The 19,263-nt window shown below is 50.0% G+C and carries 19 protein-coding genes; 6 read left to right on the top strand and 13 right to left on the bottom strand.

Annotated elements, in window-relative coordinates:
* Positions 1 to 22 precede the first annotated feature (22 nt).
* Positions 23 to 373: a hypothetical protein gene (locus KNO87_RS02495; protein ID WP_074035622.1), complete on the top strand. Its 351-nt coding sequence runs from the start codon at positions 23 to 25 to the stop codon at positions 371 to 373.
* A gap of 46 nt (positions 374 to 419) precedes the next feature.
* Positions 420 to 1,949, top strand: a complete 1,530-nt coding sequence (gene cls, locus KNO87_RS02500) for a cardiolipin synthase (protein WP_353047449.1) — start codon at positions 420 to 422, stop codon at positions 1,947 to 1,949.
* Here the strand turns inward: cls and KNO87_RS02505 are convergent.
* The 9 genes from KNO87_RS02505 to ypfJ form a co-directional block, all read right to left on the bottom strand.
* A complete protein-coding gene (locus KNO87_RS02505) occupies positions 1,925 to 2,458 on the bottom strand; it encodes a TVP38/TMEM64 family protein (RefSeq protein ID WP_251126543.1) in 534 nt (177 codons plus the stop codon). The two genes, cls and KNO87_RS02505, sit on opposite strands and share 25 nt — an antisense overlap.
* Positions 2,459 to 2,521: 63 nt before the next feature.
* Positions 2,522 to 3,799 carry a dicarboxylate/amino acid:cation symporter gene (locus tag KNO87_RS02510; RefSeq protein WP_214784869.1) on the bottom strand — a complete coding sequence of 426 codons (1,278 nt, stop codon included), beginning with the start codon at positions 3,797 to 3,799 and terminating at the stop codon, positions 2,522 to 2,524.
* 157 nt (positions 3,800 to 3,956) lie between these two features.
* On the bottom strand, positions 3,957 to 4,460 hold the full coding sequence (locus KNO87_RS02515; protein ID WP_214792799.1) for a YwhD family protein: 504 nt from the start codon (positions 4,458 to 4,460) through the stop codon (positions 3,957 to 3,959).
* 55 nt (positions 4,461 to 4,515) lie between these two features.
* Complete coding sequence (locus KNO87_RS02520) at positions 4,516 to 5,565, bottom strand: DUF871 domain-containing protein (protein ID WP_214792795.1); 1,050 nt, start codon at positions 5,563 to 5,565, stop codon at positions 4,516 to 4,518.
* Between the two features lie 60 nt (positions 5,566 to 5,625).
* On the bottom strand, positions 5,626 to 6,999 hold the full coding sequence (locus KNO87_RS02525) for a PTS transporter subunit EIIC (RefSeq protein ID WP_214786174.1): 1,374 nt from the start codon (positions 6,997 to 6,999) through the stop codon (positions 5,626 to 5,628).
* A 14-nt stretch (positions 7,000 to 7,013) separates the two neighbouring features.
* On the bottom strand, positions 7,014 to 7,907 hold the full coding sequence (gene murQ / locus KNO87_RS02530; RefSeq protein ID WP_214792792.1) for an N-acetylmuramic acid 6-phosphate etherase: 894 nt from the start codon (positions 7,905 to 7,907) through the stop codon (positions 7,014 to 7,016).
* A gap of 101 nt (positions 7,908 to 8,008) precedes the next feature.
* Complete coding sequence (locus KNO87_RS02535) at positions 8,009 to 8,476, bottom strand: GNAT family N-acetyltransferase (protein ID WP_214792789.1); 468 nt, start codon at positions 8,474 to 8,476, stop codon at positions 8,009 to 8,011.
* Complete coding sequence (locus tag KNO87_RS02540) at positions 8,473 to 9,321, bottom strand: MurR/RpiR family transcriptional regulator (protein ID WP_214792786.1); 849 nt, start codon at positions 9,319 to 9,321, stop codon at positions 8,473 to 8,475. Before KNO87_RS02540 ends, KNO87_RS02535 begins: the two co-directional genes overlap by 4 nt.
* Before the next feature lie 95 nt (positions 9,322 to 9,416).
* Positions 9,417 to 10,271, bottom strand: a complete 855-nt coding sequence (gene ypfJ / locus KNO87_RS02545) for a KPN_02809 family neutral zinc metallopeptidase (protein WP_214786165.1) — start codon at positions 10,269 to 10,271, stop codon at positions 9,417 to 9,419.
* A 147-nt stretch (positions 10,272 to 10,418) separates the two neighbouring features.
* On the opposite strand from ypfJ, the gene KNO87_RS02550 reads away from it, so the two are divergent.
* The gene (locus tag KNO87_RS02550) at positions 10,419 to 10,607 is read left to right on the top strand and encodes a 2-hydroxymuconate tautomerase (RefSeq protein ID WP_012727443.1); all 189 of its coding nucleotides are present in this window, start codon (positions 10,419 to 10,421) and stop codon (positions 10,605 to 10,607) included.
* 51 nt (positions 10,608 to 10,658) lie between these two features.
* On the opposite strand, the gene KNO87_RS02555 is transcribed toward KNO87_RS02550, so the two are convergent.
* The 3 genes from KNO87_RS02555 to KNO87_RS02565 are packed head-to-tail and all read right to left on the bottom strand — an operon-like array spanning position 10,659 to position 14,236.
* Positions 10,659 to 11,312, bottom strand: coding sequence for a hypothetical protein (locus tag KNO87_RS02555; RefSeq protein ID WP_214786163.1), 654 nt, complete (start codon positions 11,310 to 11,312; stop codon positions 10,659 to 10,661).
* Between the two features lie 20 nt (positions 11,313 to 11,332).
* Positions 11,333 to 12,919 carry a Na/Pi cotransporter family protein gene (locus tag KNO87_RS02560; RefSeq protein ID WP_214792783.1) on the bottom strand — a complete coding sequence of 529 codons (1,587 nt, stop codon included), beginning with the start codon at positions 12,917 to 12,919 and terminating at the stop codon, positions 11,333 to 11,335.
* 21 nt (positions 12,920 to 12,940) lie between these two features.
* Positions 12,941 to 14,236, bottom strand: coding sequence for an HD domain-containing protein (locus KNO87_RS02565; RefSeq protein WP_214786159.1), 1,296 nt, complete (start codon positions 14,234 to 14,236; stop codon positions 12,941 to 12,943).
* A gap of 106 nt (positions 14,237 to 14,342) precedes the next feature.
* On the opposite strand from KNO87_RS02565, the gene KNO87_RS02570 reads away from it, so the two are divergent.
* Both KNO87_RS02570 and KNO87_RS02575 read left to right on the top strand, forming a co-directional pair.
* Positions 14,343 to 15,185, top strand: a complete 843-nt coding sequence (locus KNO87_RS02570) for a lipoate--protein ligase family protein (protein WP_214792781.1) — start codon at positions 14,343 to 14,345, stop codon at positions 15,183 to 15,185.
* Between the two features lie 8 nt (positions 15,186 to 15,193).
* Positions 15,194 to 16,039, top strand: a complete 846-nt coding sequence (locus KNO87_RS02575; protein ID WP_214786155.1) for a DegV family protein — start codon at positions 15,194 to 15,196, stop codon at positions 16,037 to 16,039.
* Positions 16,040 to 16,077: 38 nt separating this feature from the next.
* On the opposite strand, the gene KNO87_RS02580 is transcribed toward KNO87_RS02575, so the two are convergent.
* The gene (locus KNO87_RS02580) at positions 16,078 to 18,027 is read right to left on the bottom strand and encodes a glycoside hydrolase family 3 protein (protein ID WP_214792778.1); all 1,950 of its coding nucleotides are present in this window, start codon (positions 18,025 to 18,027) and stop codon (positions 16,078 to 16,080) included.
* Positions 18,028 to 18,348: 321 nt separating this feature from the next.
* Between KNO87_RS02580 and lipA the strand changes: the two genes are divergently transcribed.
* Entirely contained in the window at positions 18,349 to 19,251 is a 903-nt protein-coding gene (gene lipA, locus KNO87_RS02585; protein WP_333781802.1) for a lipoyl synthase, read from the top strand.
* Positions 19,252 to 19,263: the final 12 nt, after the last annotated feature.

The raw sequence follows: 19,263 nt of genomic DNA on the forward strand, positions 1-19,263 counted from the left end.
TCTGTCGAAAGGAGGAACGGTTGTGAGCGAATACGAAATGGCCATTGAAAACCTAATTGACGCAGTTAGTTCGGATTGGATTAGCATCATTTTAGCTATTTTAGTCGTGATTATGGGGATTGTCGTCTTCATCTACGTCGTCATGACAATCGTCGACATGTTTTTATCCAAGGATATCGTCTGGGGAATCGTTGAAGTCATCGCTCTATTCGTAGGACTGGCGGTGCTCTTGTCCGTCTTCTACTATTGGAATCGGAATCGGGTTAAAGCACAGTTCGGTCTCTTCCTCGTCTTGTTCTCTCTCGCAGTGAATGTATACTTCTTCGTTCGTTACGCGGACGAAATCAACGCTGTCTTGAACAGCGTATACTAAAAAACGAGGGGAATTCCCCCTCGTTTTCATCGTTTATAGAAAGGTGGTGTTACCTTTGAAACGTCGCGTCATTCAACTCATCATCATGATCATCAGCGTCATCTTGCTCGTCGGTCTCTTGTTTTGGCTCGATGTCCTCATTCCCGTATTAATCGGAATCGCAATCGTCGCACCGCTCGTCGTCGGTTGGCAGATATTATTTGACCAAGTACAGCCCCAAGGGAAGCTCGCCTGGTTATTGACCGTATTCTTTATACCGTTCATCGGTGTGTTGGCATGGGTCATGTTCGGTCGTACGCCGCGTCGCCATCGACGCTTTAAACGAACCTCGTCAGAAATCCGGATGCTAAGGCAAGCGATTGAAAGTGAAAAAATCGAGACTTCTCCCGATCTCGTATCTACTTATCCGCTGACACGTACACTCGAAAAATTAGGAGCAAGCGGTGCGGACGCTCACACGTCGACGACTCTCCTCGTCAACGGCGAAGAAAAATTCGAGGCGTTGTTAGACGCCATCAACAGCGCGACCGACCATATCCACATTCAATACTATTTATTTAGAACCGACGAGATTTCCTTAAAGGTACGAGATGCACTCATCCAAAAATCGAATGAGAACGTCATCATTCGCTTTTTATATGACGGACTCGGTAGCCAAGAAATCGGGGAAGATTTTATTCAACCGTTACGGGAGTCCCGTGTCCACGTCCAAGCGTTCGACCCGGTCCTACACCCTTATCTCGTCTTCAATGCCAATTTCCGCAACCACCAAAAATTGATTGTCGTGGATGGACGAATCGCGCTCACAGGCGGGTTGAACGTCGGGGATGAGTATCTTGGGAAAAATGAGAAACTCGGTTTCTGGCGTGACACCCATCTACGCCTCGAAGGTCCGCTCGTCCGAGAACTTCAGCAGCTCTTTGTCGAGAACTGGCTATATGCAGGTCAAGGGACCATTGATGAGACATGGGATCTCTTCGCAGACGAAGAGCATCTCTCTCAATACTTTGTAAATGAACCGAAAGGGCAAAACGGAGCGACGCAACTTTTGGTCACGTCACCGGGAAAAGATGTGACCATCCGCGATGGATTGATGCGTCTACTCATGGAGGCAAAAGAGTCGATTTGGCTCACCACCCCATACCTTGTACCTCCGCCTGAACTGTTGGCGATTCTCGAAGTCGCAGGGCGAAGTGGAATCGATGTACGAATCGTCGTCCCAGGAAAAGGAGACGAATGGTTCAGCTTCCATGCGAGTGAGTATTATTTTGAACAGTTGCTGAAACGGAACATCAAAATTTATAAATACAATCGCCATTTCATCCATGCGAAAACACTCTTGATTGATGGGAAAGTCGCCCTTGTCGGGTCAGCCAACTTCGACTTTCGGAGCATGTTTCTCAATCACGAGATGATGATCGCTCAATTCGATACGACGTCGATTCAGCAACTTCACGAAGCCTTTTTAAAAGATTTTGAGGAGTCCATTTTAATTGACTGGGCCTTGTTGCGGAAAAAAACGACCGGTAAACGATTTGTCGAGGCGTTTTGTCATATCTTTTCGCCCCTTCTCTGACGCATTCGCCAGACGAGGTAAGCAATCCCGACGAGACCGACCAAGAACAGCTGCCACCCGATCGTCAATTGCATCGCTGCCGTCACCGCAAATCCTTCCATGATGAGGGCAGGCACTTTCCCAATCGTACTTGCGACCGCGAACGAGGCGAGGGTCATACGACTGAACGCTGCCGATAACGTGACGAGACCAGACGGCACGAACGGCATGAGACGCATGCCCAGGACGAGAAACCATGCCTCGGCCCCTGTTGCCTCTCGGAGACGCTGAAACCGGCCGCCGTCCGGGGACGTATAACGATGCAGCGCTTTTCGGTAAAGAATGAAACTGACGATGGCGCCTACCGCCTCACCGACAATCGAGACGAGAATACCAGGTACGAGACCGAGGACACTCACGTTGATTGCCGTTAAAAAGGCACTCGGTAAAACTCCGGCTACTGCAATCACACTATTGAGTAAAATACTCATTATTAAAAATAAAGGGAGCGGGAGCAGTTCCCATTCCATAACCATCACTCTTTCTATCTACAAAATAAGGACCATGACGCGTTGTCATGGTCCTTTACTATATCATAGCGATGATGAAGAGGTTGCACCTGCTTCATCCCACGAGTCTTCGTCGACTGGTGGTAGATGTTTTTCTTCTAATTTTGAAACGACAACCGCACATGCCGCATCCCCCGTGATGTTGACAGATGTGCGAAGCATATCAAGAATACGGTCGACCCCAATGATGAGGGCGATTCCTTCTACTGGCAAGTTGACTGACTGAAGGACGAGGGCAAGCATGACAAGCCCGACTCCTGGTACACCCGCTGTCCCGATCGAAGCGAGGACCGCCGTAATGACGACCGTCAACAATTGAGTCATTGTTAAGTCAGAGGCGAACACTTGCGCGATGAAGATGGTTGCGACACCTTGCATGATCGCTGTCCCGTCCATATTGACCGTTGCCCCGAGTGGTTGCACGAACGACGAAATCGAACGTGGTACACCGAGTTTCTTCTGTGCGACTTCCATCGATACCGGAAGCGTCGCATTCGACGAAGATGTCGAGAACGCAAACGTCATCGCTTCATAGAAGTTCTTGAAGAAGAACACCGGGCTCATCTTCCCGATGAAGTAAACGGCTGCTCCGTATACAATCGTGGCGTGTAAGAAGAGTGTCAAAACGACGGCAATCATATACCATGCCATCGCGACGACCGCATCGAGACCGATGCCTCCGATTGCAGAAGCAATCAATGCGAATGCGCCGTATGGAGCGAGCTTCATGACGAGATGAATCAAGTACATCATGATGCGATCGCCTTGTTTGACGAATTGACGCCATGTCTTCGCTTTGTCCCCAAGGGCAATCAACGCGAATCCAATCAATGCCGCAAAGACGATGATTTGAAGCATATTCCCTTCAGCGAGTGCCGTAATCGGGTTCGTCGGAATCATATTGACGAATGTCTGTACGATATTTGACGATTCCTCGGTCGCTGTTGATTCAAATTCAAGACCTGTTGTTTGGAAGTCCCCACGCTCCCCAGGTTGTAAAACAGATGCGACACCCATCGCCAACATAATGGCGAGTGCTGTCGTCGCTAAGAAGAACAAAATCGACTTCGTCCCGACTCGACCTAGCTCTTTCGGGTCCCCGAGACCCATTACGCCTAAAATAATCGAGAAGAAGACAATCGGCACGACTAACATTTTAATCAGATTCAAAAAGACCGTTCCGACCGGAGATAAAATATACGGATTCACAATCTCATAAATTGAATCCGGCAATCCCGCCAATCCGAGACCAACTACAACACCTAGCGCGAGACCGATTAAGATTTTTTTCGTTTCGCTCATCGTATCACCCTTTCTTTTTTTCACAATGTAGTCAGTATATCATAATACTGAATTTTCATACAATTACAAATGAATATCTCTTCAGTTACATAATTTCCTGTTACTCCCAAAAATGCGAAACAAAAAAGATTGGAGACGAAAAATTCGTCCAATCTTTTTACTCGGCGCTTAAGCGCTCGAGCTCTGCATGAAGTTCAGTCGAGTTCGTCCAAATTTCTGGACGATGTTCTTGTAAGAAATTCGCCAATACGCTGCGGGACGGAGCGTCCATCATGTCGATTAAAATCCGACCCTTCAACGATTTGTCCATTTGATTGACGTGATAAGGCAATAGTTTATAGCCTCGTCTCGCTTCGACATCTACCAACATATCACATGCCGCGACGCCACCATAGTAAAAGCCTTCCGGTTTCCGACCGACCGTCACCCACACGATCCAGTACGGTTTCCCGTTCGGTACCGCCTCTTGGTCCGTCAAAAACTTGATGCGCTTCTCGATGGCTGACTTGGCGTGCATGGCGCCCATATCAATCGTCGCTGTGCCTGCCTCGACGTCAATGATGACCGGGGACATGTTATTTAAGCTAAGCGAACCGACACCAAAACCGCCGTGTCCGTCCGTCGCATCGTCTGAAATGATATTAAAATTAATGTCTTTCATGTTCCACCCTCCCTCTCTACTGTACACAATGATATAGGATGGTGGCAATCCTGAGTCACGTCCAGTCAATTTGGAATCGTCCACCTGGTCCGATGTATTGAACGAGCGGACGGTCCATTTCGATGACTCGACCGATGACATTGACCCGTTCATCCGCGGGCAAATCTCGCTTCATCACTTGCAGTTCCCCTGCATAACGCCCGTAACGATCGTTGTCGATTGTAATGCTTCCAAACGGTCTTCCTTCTGTTTTTTGCGGTTGAATCAGTTGATCTCCCGGTCGTCCGTATGCTCTCGATTCGACCGAACGGAGGACGTCCCGGGCCGGGTCCATCCGATTCGTATGGAGTGTCGGGAGTGATTTGACACGATGCTCGGAAGTGGCGCGCAGGACGATTACCCCTTCCTCATACGCTTGAAACTGTCGCATCGTCTGCTCTGACACGCACGGGTCGCCAATCAAAATCCGGTCAACCGTGGCTTTTAAATCGATATAACACGAAAGGGGGGACTGATGGCGGTGAGCCTCAAGTGTCGGGAGCGTCTCATGGAGGGGACCGCGTAATTGTTCATCTCCAGGGATGAACGCTTGTACCTTGATTCCTTGCGCATGTAACCACGCATTTCTCTCGTCAAACCAAAGACGGTCGAGCCCCGTCTCAGGTCGCGGGTAAAAATTATGCCACGCTTCAACATTCTCACGTAGTAATCCATGTTGCAACATCTGATCAAGTTCTACTTCTGTGAGCGTACTCGCATTGAGTGCGACCATCATATGGCGTGACAAGTCCGCCACTTGCTTCGGTGTGACGCCATAGTCGACACGTAATCCCGTAACTCCCCACTCTAACAATGTATGGGCATCATCCCAATCTTTCCCGAGCGCCTGTAGAGACGACGGGGCGATATCTGCCACGAGTTCCATCTCAAGCCGTTTTGCCAACGCTCCTAACTGCTGGAGCCGTTCTGTATATAACGTCGAATCGTCTTCCGGAATATGAAGCGACGTGAAGATGCTCGTAAATCCGCTCTCTCGCATGCGTTCAATCCAATCAATGGACGCAGGCGTCAATTCCTCACTTAAGTAAACGGAAATCCCTCTCATCTATTTCCCTCCTCACAAAACGTATAGAAAAAGATGACTCGACCGAGCCATCTTTGTTTGTCAAATCCCGTCTGCCATCTCTTCTTTGAAGCCGAAGAAATAAGTAAACAGGAAACCTGCCGTATAGGAAATCAATAGACCGGCGACGTACGTCAAGTACATCCCGTCGTCAATCAGCGGCGTAAGGGATAGACCCGATACGCCAATTCCGAGTGCGGCCGTCTTCATCGTTGCCTGGAAGGCGCCACCGACTGCTGCCCCGAGACATGCCGTCAAGAACGGACGTCCGAGCGGAAGCGTGACCCCGTAAAGGAGCGGTTCGCCGATTCCAAGGAAGCCGACCGGGATCGCCCCTTTGATAATATTACGGAGACGTGGGTTGCTTGTCTTCACGAAGATGGCAAGAGCAGCACCGACTTGACCGGCACCTGCCATCGCCAAGATTGGAAGGAGCGCAGTCGTCCCGACGGTGTTTAACAATTCTAAATGGATTGGCGTCAAGCCATGGTGTAACCCGACCATGACGAGCGGTAGGAAGAATCCTGCCAATAATGCCCCGGCGACGGGTCCTCCAAATTCAAGCGTCGCATTGATGCCTCGCATGATGCCGTCCGACAACACGCCTGCGACCGGCATGATTGCATAAAGTGCCGTAAACCCGACGATGAGAACCGTGAAGAGTGGTGTAAAAATAATATCAATCGATACTGGCATGAAGCGACGAATGTGTTTCTCGATATAGGTCATGAGCCAACCGGCAAAAATGACACCGAACAATCCACCACGTCCGACGACGAGCGGTTCCCCGTAAATCACGATGTCCGCGAGGAGCGGGTTGAACAAAATCCCCCCAGCAATCGCCCCGAGCACCGGTGTTCCCCCGAACTCTTTCGCCGTGTTCCACCCGACAAGGATGGCTAAGTACGCGAAGACCGTGCTCCCGAGCACGAGTAGAATCTGCATCCACGTCTCTGTTCGGTCGACACCAGCGTTGACCGCAAAGTTTGCCGCGCCGTTGATAATTCCTGAAGCGACGAGACCCGGAATGAGCGGAATAAAGATGTTCCCGAGTCGACGAAGGAAGCGTTTGAACGGTGACTTTTGCTTCTCTTTTACTTTTTGACGTTCGACCGCTGCGCGCTCTTCTAACGTCAAGTTCGCATCCACCGATTCTTCCCCAATCGCGAGACCAGTCTCATGACTCATATAATCCGCGACCCGATTCACCGTTCCTGGACCGACGACGATTTGTAACGTCTCATCATCGATGACCCCCATGACACCATCAATTTTCTTTAAAGCGTCAAGATCGGCTTTCGTTGGATCTTTTAATGATAATCGGACACGCGTCATACAGTGCGCAAGTTGACGAATGTTCTCTTTCCCCCCGACATGTGCGAGGATATCCCGTGCTAAAACCTCTTCTTTCTTCATCTCGATTTTCCCCCTTATAGCGACTCGCGGACAAATCCGTTCGCACGCTCTAATCGTTCGACGGCCTCCTCGTAAGAGACGTCCGCTAAAATCATAACGATCGCCGTTTTGACATGTCCTTTGGATGACTCAAAATAACGCGCGGCCGTCTCCATGTCGACCCCTGTCGCTTCTGCGATCATCCGTTTGGCACGTACTTCTAACTTTTCGTTCGTTGGTTGCACATCGACCATCAAGTTTTGATACACTTTTCCTACTCCAATCATCGACGTCGTCGAAATCATGTTGAGGACAAGTTTTTGGGCCGTTCCTGCCTTCAATCGTGTCGAACCGGTCAACACTTCTGGTCCGGTCTCCACTTCAATCGGATAATCCGCATGTCGGCTGATGATCGCGTCCTGATTACAGGAAATGGCTGCCGTTGTCGCACCGATTTCGCGTGCATAATCGAGACCACCGACCACATAAGGCGTCCGTCCGCTCGCTGCAATGCCGATGACCGTGTCGTCCTCCGTCAGTTGAAGCGCTTTCAAATCATTGACTGCCAATTCCTTACTGTCTTCCGCTCCCTCGACCGCTTGAATGAGCGCTCGTTCGCCGCCAGCGATCAACCCGATGACCTGATTCGGGGACACCCCGAACGTCGGCACACACTCGGCAGCGTCTAAAATCCCTAATCGACCGCTCGTGCCTGCCCCGATATAAATCAAGCGACCGCCTTTACGAAAGGATGCGATGACCCGCTCTACCACTTGCGCGATGACCGGAATCTGATCTTGAATCACTTGCGGAACTTGTTGGTCCTCACTGTTCATGATTGTCAATCGCTCCTCAATCGACATCTCGTCTAGATGCATCGTCCGTTCGTTCCGTCTTTCTGTAGCCAATTTCTCTAGCATCGCCACCATCCTTTCTTCTCTATGGTTTCATCGTACTATATTGAAATTTAAAGTCAATTTATTATTAAATTTAATTGAAACTAAATTTCATAATTGAGTGAAAGAAAAACTCACTCCGTTCGAATGAGTTGTTTCTTCAGGACGTGAACGCGTACCCCTTTGTTCGTGACAGAATCCCTCTCATATACATAGCCGTTCCGTTCCCAAAACCGACGGGCGCGAAGGTTATCCGGAAGGACACCTAACCGAAATACCGTCTGATACGGACGCATAAAATGTTCTTCGAGTTGTTCATACAACGTTTGCGCCAAGCCTGTCCCGTGAAGGACTTCATCGACGACAAACAGTCCGAGCCAAAGCGAGCCGTCCACCGGATGTCGTTTCAACAGGTCCGCGATTGCGACAATCTGCCCATCTTCACGATCAATCAGACTGACGGTACCGTCTTCTTCAAAATCTGCCACATTCTCATCACGAAATTCCTGAATAGACTGTCCATTCAAGAGAGCGAAGGTGTGTTGCCGCATCAAAAAGTTTTCTAACTCCGATCGGTCGTCTTTCGTATACGGTCGAATCATCGGCGCAACTTCACCATCTCATCCCGTGCTTCGGCATAGCGATCGATTAACTCTTCTCCTTTACGGTGAAGGAGACCCATGTATAACGTATCGACAATCGTCAGTTGCGTCATCCGAGAGGCGATGCTCGCGATTCGGAAATCACTCTCGACGTTCGGCGTGCAAAGTCGCACGTCCGCTTCCCGGTAAAGTGGGGACTTGTCCAAGTTCGTGATGGCGATGACGGGCACACGTTTCTTCTTAGCGAAACGAACAAGTTCGAGCACATCTTTCGTCCGTCCCGACGTGCTGATGGCGACGAAGACATCCGATTTTCCTAAATGCGGAATCAACGACAACATGTAATGAAAGTCAGGTGACGTCGTAGCCGCATACCCGAGTTTCGTGAATTTATAATGCGCATCGATGGCCGCGGTCGATGATCCTCCGACCCCATAAAAGACGACACGATTCGCACGTGCGAACAAGTCGATCGCATGTTCGAGTTCCCGTTTATCCATCGCTTCGGCGCACGCTTCGATCGCTGTTTTATTTACATGAATGACTTTTTGAAACGAATCATATGGCGTATCCTTTTGCTGGAGAACGTTGAAGTCCGTCAGTGTCGTCTCGGTGACCGCCAAGTCTTTCACGAGTGCGAGTTTAAACGCTTTAAAGCTATCAATTCCAATCACTCGGGCGAAACGGACGATACTCGCCTCAGACACATCCGTCTTTTGGGCAAGCTCTTTCGTCGTCATATTTGGAATGAGCGTTGAATGGGACAAAATATAGTCCGCGATTTTCTTTTCAACCGCTGTCATATCGTCTTTTGCTAAATCGATTTTCGTAAGTAAGGATTCCATCGGGTCATCCCCTTCCTGCAACTGTTGTTCCTTTATGATAGCGGATTCTTTCCTCATATTCCAATCGGCTAAAAAAGGTCGAGCGCACGCCCGACCTATAAGTTGTTCGTATTGAACGTGTCGCCACCTTGAATCGACCCGTTCTCAAAGCCTCTTTCGAACCAGCGCATCCGCTGTTCTGACGTCCCATGCGTGAACGAATCAGGGGTCACGTAACCGCGAGCCTGTCGTTGCAACGTGTCGTCACCAATTTGATGGGCCGCATTCATCGCCTCTTCGACGTCTCCTGCTTCAAGATAACCAAGTCCTTGCGCGTGATGCGCCCATACGCCCGCGTAATAATCTGCCTGTAATTCGAAACGAACGAGATAGCGATTGAATTCCGTCTCGCTCATCTCATTACGAAGCGGCATGATGTCTTCTGTCGTCCCAAGAAGCGTCTGAACATGATGCCCGACCTCATGGGCGACGACATACGCCATCGCAAAATCACCGGGCGCATTGAAGCGTTGACTCAACTCGTCATAAAAACTTAAATCGATGTACAGCTTTTGGTCGCCCGGACAATAAAAGGGACCGACCGCTGACCCAGCGATGCCACAAGCGGATTCGACTTGTCCCGAAAACAGGACGAGCGTTGGTTCTTGATACGTCATGCCGTTCTCCGCAAAAATGTCCGTCCATACTTCCTCCGTATCTTTCAGGACGACCGCTACGAAGTCCGCCATCTCTTCTTCTCGTGCTGTCCCGGTGTATGTTCCTTCGGATTGAGGCTCACCGAGTCCGATATTATTGACGAGGTCGGTCGGGTTTCCTCCGTTCAATAACGTGAAGACGATGACGAGAATCAATCCGAGACCACCCCCGACCCCGGCAATCCCTTTTCCTCCGATACTACGTCCCCGCCGATCCTCTACGTTCCGGCTCTGTTGTCTCCCTTTCCACTTCATCTCGATTCCTCCTACATTCGCTCTGTGTTGTTTATTACCCCAAATCCGGTAAAAATGAGCTCACGTTTCTCGGTAGATGAGAATTTTCTTTTCTAGAGGAAGGGGATTCACTACAATGAAAGAGACTTCATCTAAGGAGGAATGACCATGCCTTACGTAACGGTAAAAATGCTCCCGGGCCGGACCGTGGAACAAAAACGCGCGTTGATCGAAAAAGTGACGGATGCCGTCTCCGAGACGACGAATGCCCCGAAAGAAAACATCACCGTCTTCATCGAAGAGATGGATGCGACGCACTACGGGCAAGCCGGCGTCATGCACGCGGACAAAAAATAAGTGACGAACGGACTCCTTGAATCGGAGTCCGTTTTTCATCTAAGCACCACGTCAACTATGTATACGTTGAACTTCTTGAATCTTCGTTTTTAGACCATCCAGCACTTCCTCGACGAAAGAATCAACCTCTTCAGGTGACATATATACATATTCATGATGTGGGTCGAACGGGTGCGTCTCATAAAAGGATGTGATGTTTTGAATTTGTTGCGCCGTCTGTCCTTGAGGGAAAAACGGTAACACGTCTTCGAATCCATGGATGTGGCGGAAGTCCGTCCAAAAGATATGATTCGGATGTTTTGCCAGATATTCAAAGTCGATTCCATACCAGTCCGTTTTGACTAAACGGGTATAGTCTGGTGTCCCGACGATTGCCCGTACAATCGGCTCTTCTTTTTTCGCACGGGTCAACCGCACCCAATACTCGTCTGTGACCAGATGAAAATAATAGCCTACCAAATAAGACCATACCGCATCAGATTTTGATGTGTTCCCATCTAAATATGTCTGTTTGAACAGGTCAGCAGATATTCCGTTCTCGGTTTTGAAATGTGTGATTGTTTTCGGCGGTTCTGGACGTCCATCCGCTCCGACCAGCCCACAGTCTGGACCGATATTCCCTACTAAAAAAGGTATGCGCTCAAACGCGGAATCTGTCTCGAGAATCTCCTCCGCGATTCGAAAGTGAGTCACCCATGTTGCCATTCTCATTCCTCCATTTTTCTTCAGTCTTCTCGGTTCATTTCGAACCGTTCACTCGGTACGGTCGGCTTAATCAAGTGACGCGTCGCCCGCCAAATGTGATAACCGATGCGGTCGAGCCAGAGTAGCACTTGTACTTTTTGAATCGTCTGCTCCATCTCTAGCTGATTCGCAGCCGTTTCTTCTAACAGCTCCGAGCGATGCGCCTTCCGATACTCCGCTAGCTGTTTCGATGCCTGCTTCCACATCTTCGAGTCTTCCGGTGGCGTATGATGGTTCAATTGATGCACAAGGTCAAGTTCGTGCAACACGAGTTCACGTGCCGCCAAAAAATCGGTGTCCCGCAGTGACTGAACCGGCTCGACTTCTCGCAACACGTATAACCACCGTTCGAGGTGATCAATCGTATGCAACAAGGACAAATGTTGCCCGTAATCGTTCTGCTTCCCGACATCGTCGAGACGAATCGTACTCAAAAAGACACGTACATCGCTCAGCGTCTTATCGACGAGCGTCAACTCATCTTCACGGAGACGTCCCTCTCGAACGAGCAACTCGGTCTCGTTTCCTAAATAGCGTTCGATTTCAAGTAAAGACCGCCGTGCCGCCTCAAGGGCGACGGTCGGGAGTTGAGACATGTTCTTGTCGAGTAGGCGTGTCAATTTTTCTGAGCGGCTCGGAATCCACTTTAAGAGACGTTTTGCAAACGGTTGATAAAGCGGTAAAAACAAAAGCGCCCCTAACACATGGAATGTCGTATGAAATAAGGCGAGGCGTAACAGGTCGTTCCAGTTGAACCAATCGGCTACTCGATTGACGACAAAAAAGAGAATCGGGAACGTTAGCCATCCGATGAGAACGATTGACACGTGGTAGATGGCGTGGCCTAACACGATACGTCTAGCCGACTTCCAGCCCCCAATCGAACCGAGTGCCACGACGAGACTCGTTCCAGCACTTTGACCGAGTACCAAGTAAGCGGCTTGTGGAAGTGTGATCGCAGCTGTCGCAAGGGCGGTCATCGTTAAGACGAGCCCGATTGTCGACGACTGGAGGACAACGGTCATCACAAAACCGATTCCAATGAGGAGTGCTTGTTGAGTGAGACTCATCGACCCGACTGGTCCGAACGAGAACGTCACCGCATCCCCCATGGCATCCTGTAGCGTCCCAATCCCGACAAAAATGAGACCGATACTGACGAATAGAAGCCCGACTCGGCGAAAACGTGGAGCAGAGAGACGAAACGCCATTCCGATTCCGATGAGTGGCAAGAATAATTGACGTACGTCTACGTTATAGCCAAGGATGGCGATAATCCATCCGGTCGTCGCGCTACCTACGTTCGCCCCGATGACAAGTGGCAAAGCTTGCGTGAACGTAATCAGACCCGCGCTCACAAAGCCGATCGTCATCAACGTCGTCACGGTAGAAGACTGGAATAAGGCTGTCAGCGTCGCCCCAAGTGTCGCACCCGACAGCGAGCCATCAGTGAATTGGTTCAACCGATGACGCAGTCGTGTACCGGCCCACTTTTTGAGCGTATCTGTGAGTAACGTCATCCCGAGCAAAAAAATCCCGATTCCACCAATCAATGTCGCAATCTCCATCGTGTCACGCCCCTTTGCGGGTTATTCGGATTTCAATGTCGACAAGAGCCACGATTTCTCATTCGCATGCTCCCTTAAGTTCAGTAACACATCTTCTGGATAATAAATTTTTTCATCGGATTGTCTCGAGTTCAAAATCGATTGGACGAGCATGGACACTTCCGAAATCTCTTTCCGCTCCCCATCATTCATCTGAAGATAAATGCCTTCATATTTGCCCTGTCCTTTATATAAATCGTACGGCAATTGACTCAGCTGATCTTCGAGTAAATAGTATTTGGGCGGTAATCCGATTTCGTCCATTGTTTGACGTAACCGTTCCATATAGCGGACGCGGTTCGCCTCCGGGAAGTTTTTATATTTCAATAAACGCCGATTCACGAAGCGGCTCGATAAATCGGCTAGAATCGCGTCATCTTCTTCCATCCACTCTTGGAAATAGAAGTAGACGACCGTCTCGTCCAACTTCAGATATTGGTCAAGTGACATGCCGTTTTGTTCGAAAATCGGTAAGAAGTGCTTCGGTGTCATCTTAAACGGATACCCGCTCTCATACAGTTCCTGTGCCCGCTCGAGAATCGCTTTTAAGAGAAGATCGCTCGAACGTGTCGCCGGATGAAGGTACACTTGCCAATACATCTGATAGCGGCGCATGATGTAATCTTCGATCGTATGCATCCCCGACTGTTTGACGACGACTTGGTCTTCATCCGGTCTGAGGACGCGCAACATCCGTTCTAAATCAAATTTTCCGTAACTGACGCCCGCAAAATGCGCATCTCTGAGCAAATAATCCATCCGATCGACATCAAGCTGCGAACTGAGCATATTGACAATCAAGCGGTTCGGGTGCGTCTTATTGATGATGGCGGCCACTTCTTCCGCGAACCCGACACCCATCTCGGACAACACTTGATTGACCTCGGTATCTCCTAGAATGATTCGCTCGGTCCACACTTCATGTCGAACCGAGAAGACATGTTCGAACGCGTGCGAGAATGGTCCATGACCCACATCGTGCAAGAGCGCCGCTGCTAGCAGTAATTCACGGTCGCGGTCATCCCATTCTGGATATTGTTGGAACTGGTCGATCAATTGGCGCGCAATCTCATAGACGCCGAGAGAATGATGGAAGCGTGTGTGCTCCGCGCCGTGGAACGTTAAAAAGGACGTTCCAAGTTGTTTGATGCGACGCAAGCGCTGAAACTCTTTCGTGTTAATCAGTTCCCAAATCAGATGATCGTAGACGTAAATATAACGGTGTACCGGATCTTTAAACACTTTCGATCCAGATAATTGTCCTCGTGACGAGTACATGACATGCCCTCCTACGTTTCGTTATGTTCTAGATTCGACTTCAAACGAATCGTTCCCTCCATGCTATAATGAGAAGGAAAATTATTTGTGAAAAGGAATTAAGTATATGATCCATCCATTATTAAACCAACCGAGCTATCGTGTGATCGACCAATCGAGCCTCGGCCCGATGTTTCAAGCGGAACAATCGTTTGCGACTGATGATACGTTGTGTGCTTCCACCCAACAACTAGGCGCCGTCTTGCGCGCATGGGTGCACACCGATACGATTGTACTCGGAATTCAAGATGCCCGCTTGCCTCATTTAAAAGATGGGGTCCGGTATTTACATGAGCGTGGCTTTCGACCGGTCGTCCGAAACTCAGGCGGACTCGCCGTCGTCCTAGACGATGATGTCCTCAACTTATCTTTAATCTTACCCGAGAAAGACGGGATTCAAATCGACAGCGGCTATGAGGCCATGACCTCCCTCATCCAACAGATGTTCCAAGACGTCACGAGCGACATCGTCCCAGGGGAAGTCGTCGGCTCCTACTGTCCGGGAAGTTTCGACTTGTCGATTGACGGTAAAAAGTTCGCCGGTATTTCGCAACGACGCGTCCGTGGCGGCGTCGCCGTTCAAATTTACTTGAGCGTCAGGAAGAGTGGCAGCGCACGTGCTGAAATCATCCGCGACTTCTATGACTTAGCGATTCAAGGGGAAACGACCAAATTTACGTACCCTACCATTGTACCGGAAACGATGGCGTCGCTTGAAGACTTGCTCGGTATCCCCCTTACGGTTCAGGACGTCCTCACACGGGCCTACCGCGTCCTTTCCACAGTCAGCACGCTCCAAAACGCGTCACTGACGGCTGAAGAACAAACGACACTCGTGAGTCAACTTGACCGGATGTGGAAACGGAATGAACCATTACGCGAGATTGAACAACAATTAACAGAGGAGTGATTCATCCAATGTTTAAACTGATCACAGACACCGGGGCCGATTTGACCCACGATCAAATCATCGAATACGGTCTTGAGATTTTACCGCTCGGTGTCATCATCGACAACGAAGAGTTTTTAGATGGAGAGACGATTCAAGCGAAAGACGTGTACGACGCAATGCGTCAAGGCAAGACGCCGAAGACGTTCCAAATCGAGGCGTCGCGAATCGAGCATTGTTTCCGTCAACACCTTGAAGCCGAAATCCCGTTTTTATATCTCGCATTTTCCGGAGAACTCTCCGGTACATACCAAACGGCTGTCATGGTCGGGGAGATGCTCAAAGAGGAGTATCCAGACAGCACCTTTGAGATTCTCGATACGCGAACGGCTTCGGTCGGACAAGCATTGTTCGTCAAGACGGTCGCGGAGTACGGGCAAGACCATACGTACGAAGAAACGGTCGCGTATGCCGCTTCGCTCGTCGGAAAGATCCGTCACTTGTTCACGGTCGAGTCACTCGAATACTTGATGCGCGGCGGACGTGTCTCGAAAGCGAGTGCTTTCATCGGTGATTTGTTGACGATTCTGCCGTTACTGACGGTCGAGGACGGAAAGCTCGTGCCGATTGAAAAAGTACGTGGTCACAAAAAAGTCATGCGCCGCATGGTCGAATGGACGATGGAATCGAAGCCACTCGTCGAGAACGGGCACTTGTTCATCGGTCACGGTGACGACCTTGAAAAAGCGGAACAGTTCGAGAAGATGGTTCGTGAGCATGTCCAACCGAAACATATCACGAAAACACTTGTCGGCTCTGCCATCGGTGCCCATACCGGTCCAGGTCTACTCGTCATCGCCTACTTCGAGGCATAAAAAATGAGCTCCCCTCTATCGGGTGAGCTCATTTTCATTTAGCGATTCCAGTTCGTAAATCCATCTCCAAACTGTGCATAGTTCTCGTCTTGGAACACACCGTCCACAAATTTCGGTACGTCTACTGGCAACGTCCCTTGCGGCTTCACTTCACCGAAGATGGCACGAATGCCCGCCGGCAAGTTTGGTCCGGCCGATTTCAAGTTCCCTGCTTCTGAGTCCGGTCCGTTCGGGTCGCCTTTGAACCCATAAATCAAGAGCTGAGCCGGAGCGTCTGGCTGAACGGCGACATCGTATGGGTTGCGCAAGCTGAGTAAGACCGACTTCTTCCCTGTCTCGTTCGCGTAACGGAACACTTCGGCCGGCACGTAATGGTCAGCTGACGTTGGCTTCAATTTCGCGCTATTGTTCACGTTCGAACCGACGATGATATAATCGGCTGCCTCAACTTGTTGCTGAAGTGCCGGATTTTGCGTTAAGTGTGGCGTTGACGCCGAATAGTTTGCCGTGATGACGTTCACGTCTTTCATATTCCCGGCGTTCTTCTCGAGCGACTTGATTGTCTTCACCATGCTATCCGTCTGATCTTTTGCTGGTGACAAGACGAGCACCGTGTCCCCTTTTTTCGGTTTGAACGGGAGTGTCTTGTCCTCATTCTTCACGAGGGTGACGGCTGCTTCTGCGATTTCACGCTCTTTCGTTTTATGCTCCGCACTACCTACGACTGCGGTCGCTTCTGCGAGCTTCGCCTCGAGCGTCGTCGAGTCAATCGTCTCTCCCCAAATGCCGCGTTCTGCCTTCAGTTTTAAAATACGCTCGACCGACTCATCGATAGTGGTCTCTGATAAACGCCCATCCTTCACGGCTTGGATGACTTCATCAAAGATGGCTTCGAGTTTGATCACGTCTGCTTCCGAACGCAAAATCGTCGGCATGAGGGCGATATCAACGCCCGCTTCAAACGTCTTGATGACTGCTTCTGCTTCCGTAAAGTTATCGGAGATGGCCTGCATGTTGAGCGCATCGGTCACAACGATCCCTTCATATCCGAGTTCCTCACGTAGCACTCCCGTGATGACATCGTCCGAGAGCGTCGCTGGGAGTGGGAACGTCCCACGATCCGACTCGACGACCTCATCTTCGATTTGCGGCATGCCAATATGTGCCGTCATGATCATGTCGATCCCTTCTGTGATCGCGCGTTTGAACGGCAACAACTCGAGTCCGCGCAATTCGTCGAGCGACTTATCGACAATCGGTAGTCCATAGTGTGAGTCGACCGCCGTATCCCCATGACCCGGGAAATGTTTCGCCGTCGCTGCGACACCTTGGTCTTGAATGCCTTGCGTCATCGCCGACCCGAGTTCGCCGACGAGTTCAGGGTCGCTCGAGAATGAACGGACCCCGATGACCGGGTTTCCTGGATTGTTGTTGACGTCGAGTACCGGTCCGAAGTTCACGTTTACCCCGAGTGCGTTCAATTCAGATCCGATAATGTTTCCAGCGTCATACGCATATTGACTGTTACGAGTCGCCCCGATGGCCATGTTTCCAGGTAAGTTCGTCCCTGTCCCGAGACGTGTCACGATACCCCCTTCTTGGTCAATCGTGACAAAGAGCGGAATGTCATTACTGTCGTCTTGCTTCACGACTTCTTGCAGATCATGAACGAGTTTCGTCGTCTGTTCCGTCTCCTTCACGTTCTCCGCAAACAGAATCACCCCACCGAGATCAAAACGATCAATCACACGCGCCACTTCCGGTGCAAGAGATGTATGATTTGCCCCGTTCCAGAGTCGGAAGTCCGGCATGATCATCTGCCCGATTTTTTGTTCGAGCGTCATCGATTCCAGCTGCGTGTTGACGCGCTGGTCAATCGACATCGTCGGCGTCCCTTCCGCCACGACCGCATCCGCTGCCGGAATCGATGAAACGAGTAGTGCTGTCGTCAATCCGAGTGTTGCTGTCCAGTTCAATGCCTTGTTCATGTTCCCACTCCCCTTAGTCCAATTTGACTGACCCCCAAACGAAAAGGCATGGAGGAAGAAGCGTTGCCTCATCAACGCTCGTTCACCCCATGCCTGATCGCATCAGTTACATTTGGTTCTTATTCAGGTGGTCAACAACAGTATAGCAACTCCACTTTTCAGAAACAATCACTCCCGTGAAAGCGTAACCATTTTGAAACAATGTTTCTGTTTTGATACACAGAAAACTGTATTGGCAAAACCAATAATTTCCGTGGTTCGTTTTTGATTCTTTTTTTGGTAAACTCAATTCGATACAGGTTAACTTTCAAAAAGGGGGAAATTATTGTGGCAAGAGGGGAACTGAAACGAAAGCCGGAATGGCTAAAGATTAAATTGAACACGAATGACACGTATACCGGTCTGAAGAAGATGATGCGCGAGAAAAATCTACATACGGTATGTGAGGAAGCCAAGTGTCCGAACATTCATGAATGCTGGGCGGTACGTCGGACTGCGACATTCATGATTCTAGGGAGTATTTGTACACGTGCCTGCCGCTTTTGCGCTGTCACGACAGGTAAACCGAACGAGCTCGATTGGGAAGAACCAAAGCGCGTCGCCGAATCGGTCCGTCTCATGAACTTGAAGCACGTCGTCATTACTGCGGTCGCACGCGATGATTTGAACGATTACGGAGCGACGGTCTTCGCAGAAACGGTTCGCGCCGTCCGTTCTATGAATCCGGAGACATCCATCGAAGTACTTCCGTCTGACATGATGGGTGACTTCTCTGCCTTACAAACGTTGATTGATGCGGGTCCTGACATCATGAACCATAACTTAGAGACGGTTCGCCGCCTCACACCGAGAGTGCGTGCCAAAGCGACATATGACCGCACACTCGAATTCTTGAAGCGTTCCAAAGAGTTGAATCCGGATATCCCGACGAAGTCGTCGATCATGGTCGGACTCGGGGAGACGAAAGAAGAATTGATTGAAGCGATGGATGACCTCCGTGCGCACAACGTCGACATCTTGACACTCGGACAATACTTACAACCGACGAAGAAACATCTCGAGGTGGAACGTTACTATCACCCAGACGAGTTCGCTGAGTTGAAAGAGATTGCGCTATCAAAAGGATTCTCACATTGTGAGGCAGGTCCGCTCGTCCGTTCGTCTTACCATGCGGATGAACAAGTACACAAGGCACGTCGCCACACGATGTTGCCAATCGACTAACAGAAAGAAGAG

It is taken from the genome of Exiguobacterium sp. s34 (assembly GCF_018617435.1).
Lineage (GTDB): Bacteria > Bacillota > Bacilli > Exiguobacteriales > Exiguobacteriaceae > Exiguobacterium > Exiguobacterium aestuarii.

Excerpts from the sequence above, each read along its gene's own strand:
- KNO87_RS02505 (WP_251126543.1), bottom strand. The coding sequence starts at position 2,458 with ATGGAATGGGAACTGCTCCCGCTCCCTTTATTTTTAATAATGAGTATT.
- KNO87_RS02510 (WP_214784869.1), bottom strand. The coding sequence starts at position 3,799 with ATGAGCGAAACGAAAAAAATCTTAATCGGTCTCGCGCTAGGTGTTGTA.
- KNO87_RS02515 (WP_214792799.1), bottom strand. The coding sequence starts at position 4,460 with ATGAAAGACATTAATTTTAATATCATTTCAGACGATGCGACGGACGGA.
- KNO87_RS02520 (WP_214792795.1), bottom strand. The coding sequence starts at position 5,565 with ATGAGAGGGATTTCCGTTTACTTAAGTGAGGAATTGACGCCTGCGTCC.
- KNO87_RS02525 (WP_214786174.1), bottom strand. The coding sequence starts at position 6,999 with ATGAAGAAAGAAGAGGTTTTAGCACGGGATATCCTCGCACATGTCGGG.
- murQ (WP_214792792.1), bottom strand. The coding sequence starts at position 7,907 with ATGGTGGCGATGCTAGAGAAATTGGCTACAGAAAGACGGAACGAACGG.
- KNO87_RS02535 (WP_214792789.1), bottom strand. The coding sequence starts at position 8,476 with ATGATTCGACCGTATACGAAAGACGACCGATCGGAGTTAGAAAACTTT.
- KNO87_RS02540 (WP_214792786.1), bottom strand. The coding sequence starts at position 9,321 with ATGGAATCCTTACTTACGAAAATCGATTTAGCAAAAGACGATATGACA.
- ypfJ (WP_214786165.1), bottom strand. The coding sequence starts at position 10,271 with ATGAAGTGGAAAGGGAGACAACAGAGCCGGAACGTAGAGGATCGGCGG.
- KNO87_RS02550 (WP_012727443.1), top strand. The coding sequence starts at position 10,419 with ATGCCTTACGTAACGGTAAAAATGCTCCCGGGCCGGACCGTGGAACAA.
- KNO87_RS02555 (WP_214786163.1), bottom strand. The coding sequence starts at position 11,312 with ATGGCAACATGGGTGACTCACTTTCGAATCGCGGAGGAGATTCTCGAG.
- KNO87_RS02560 (WP_214792783.1), bottom strand. The coding sequence starts at position 12,919 with ATGGAGATTGCGACATTGATTGGTGGAATCGGGATTTTTTTGCTCGGG.
- KNO87_RS02565 (WP_214786159.1), bottom strand. The coding sequence starts at position 14,236 with ATGTACTCGTCACGAGGACAATTATCTGGATCGAAAGTGTTTAAAGAT.
- KNO87_RS02570 (WP_214792781.1), top strand. The coding sequence starts at position 14,343 with ATGATCCATCCATTATTAAACCAACCGAGCTATCGTGTGATCGACCAA.
- KNO87_RS02575 (WP_214786155.1), top strand. The coding sequence starts at position 15,194 with ATGTTTAAACTGATCACAGACACCGGGGCCGATTTGACCCACGATCAA.
- KNO87_RS02580 (WP_214792778.1), bottom strand. The coding sequence starts at position 18,027 with ATGAACAAGGCATTGAACTGGACAGCAACACTCGGATTGACGACAGCA.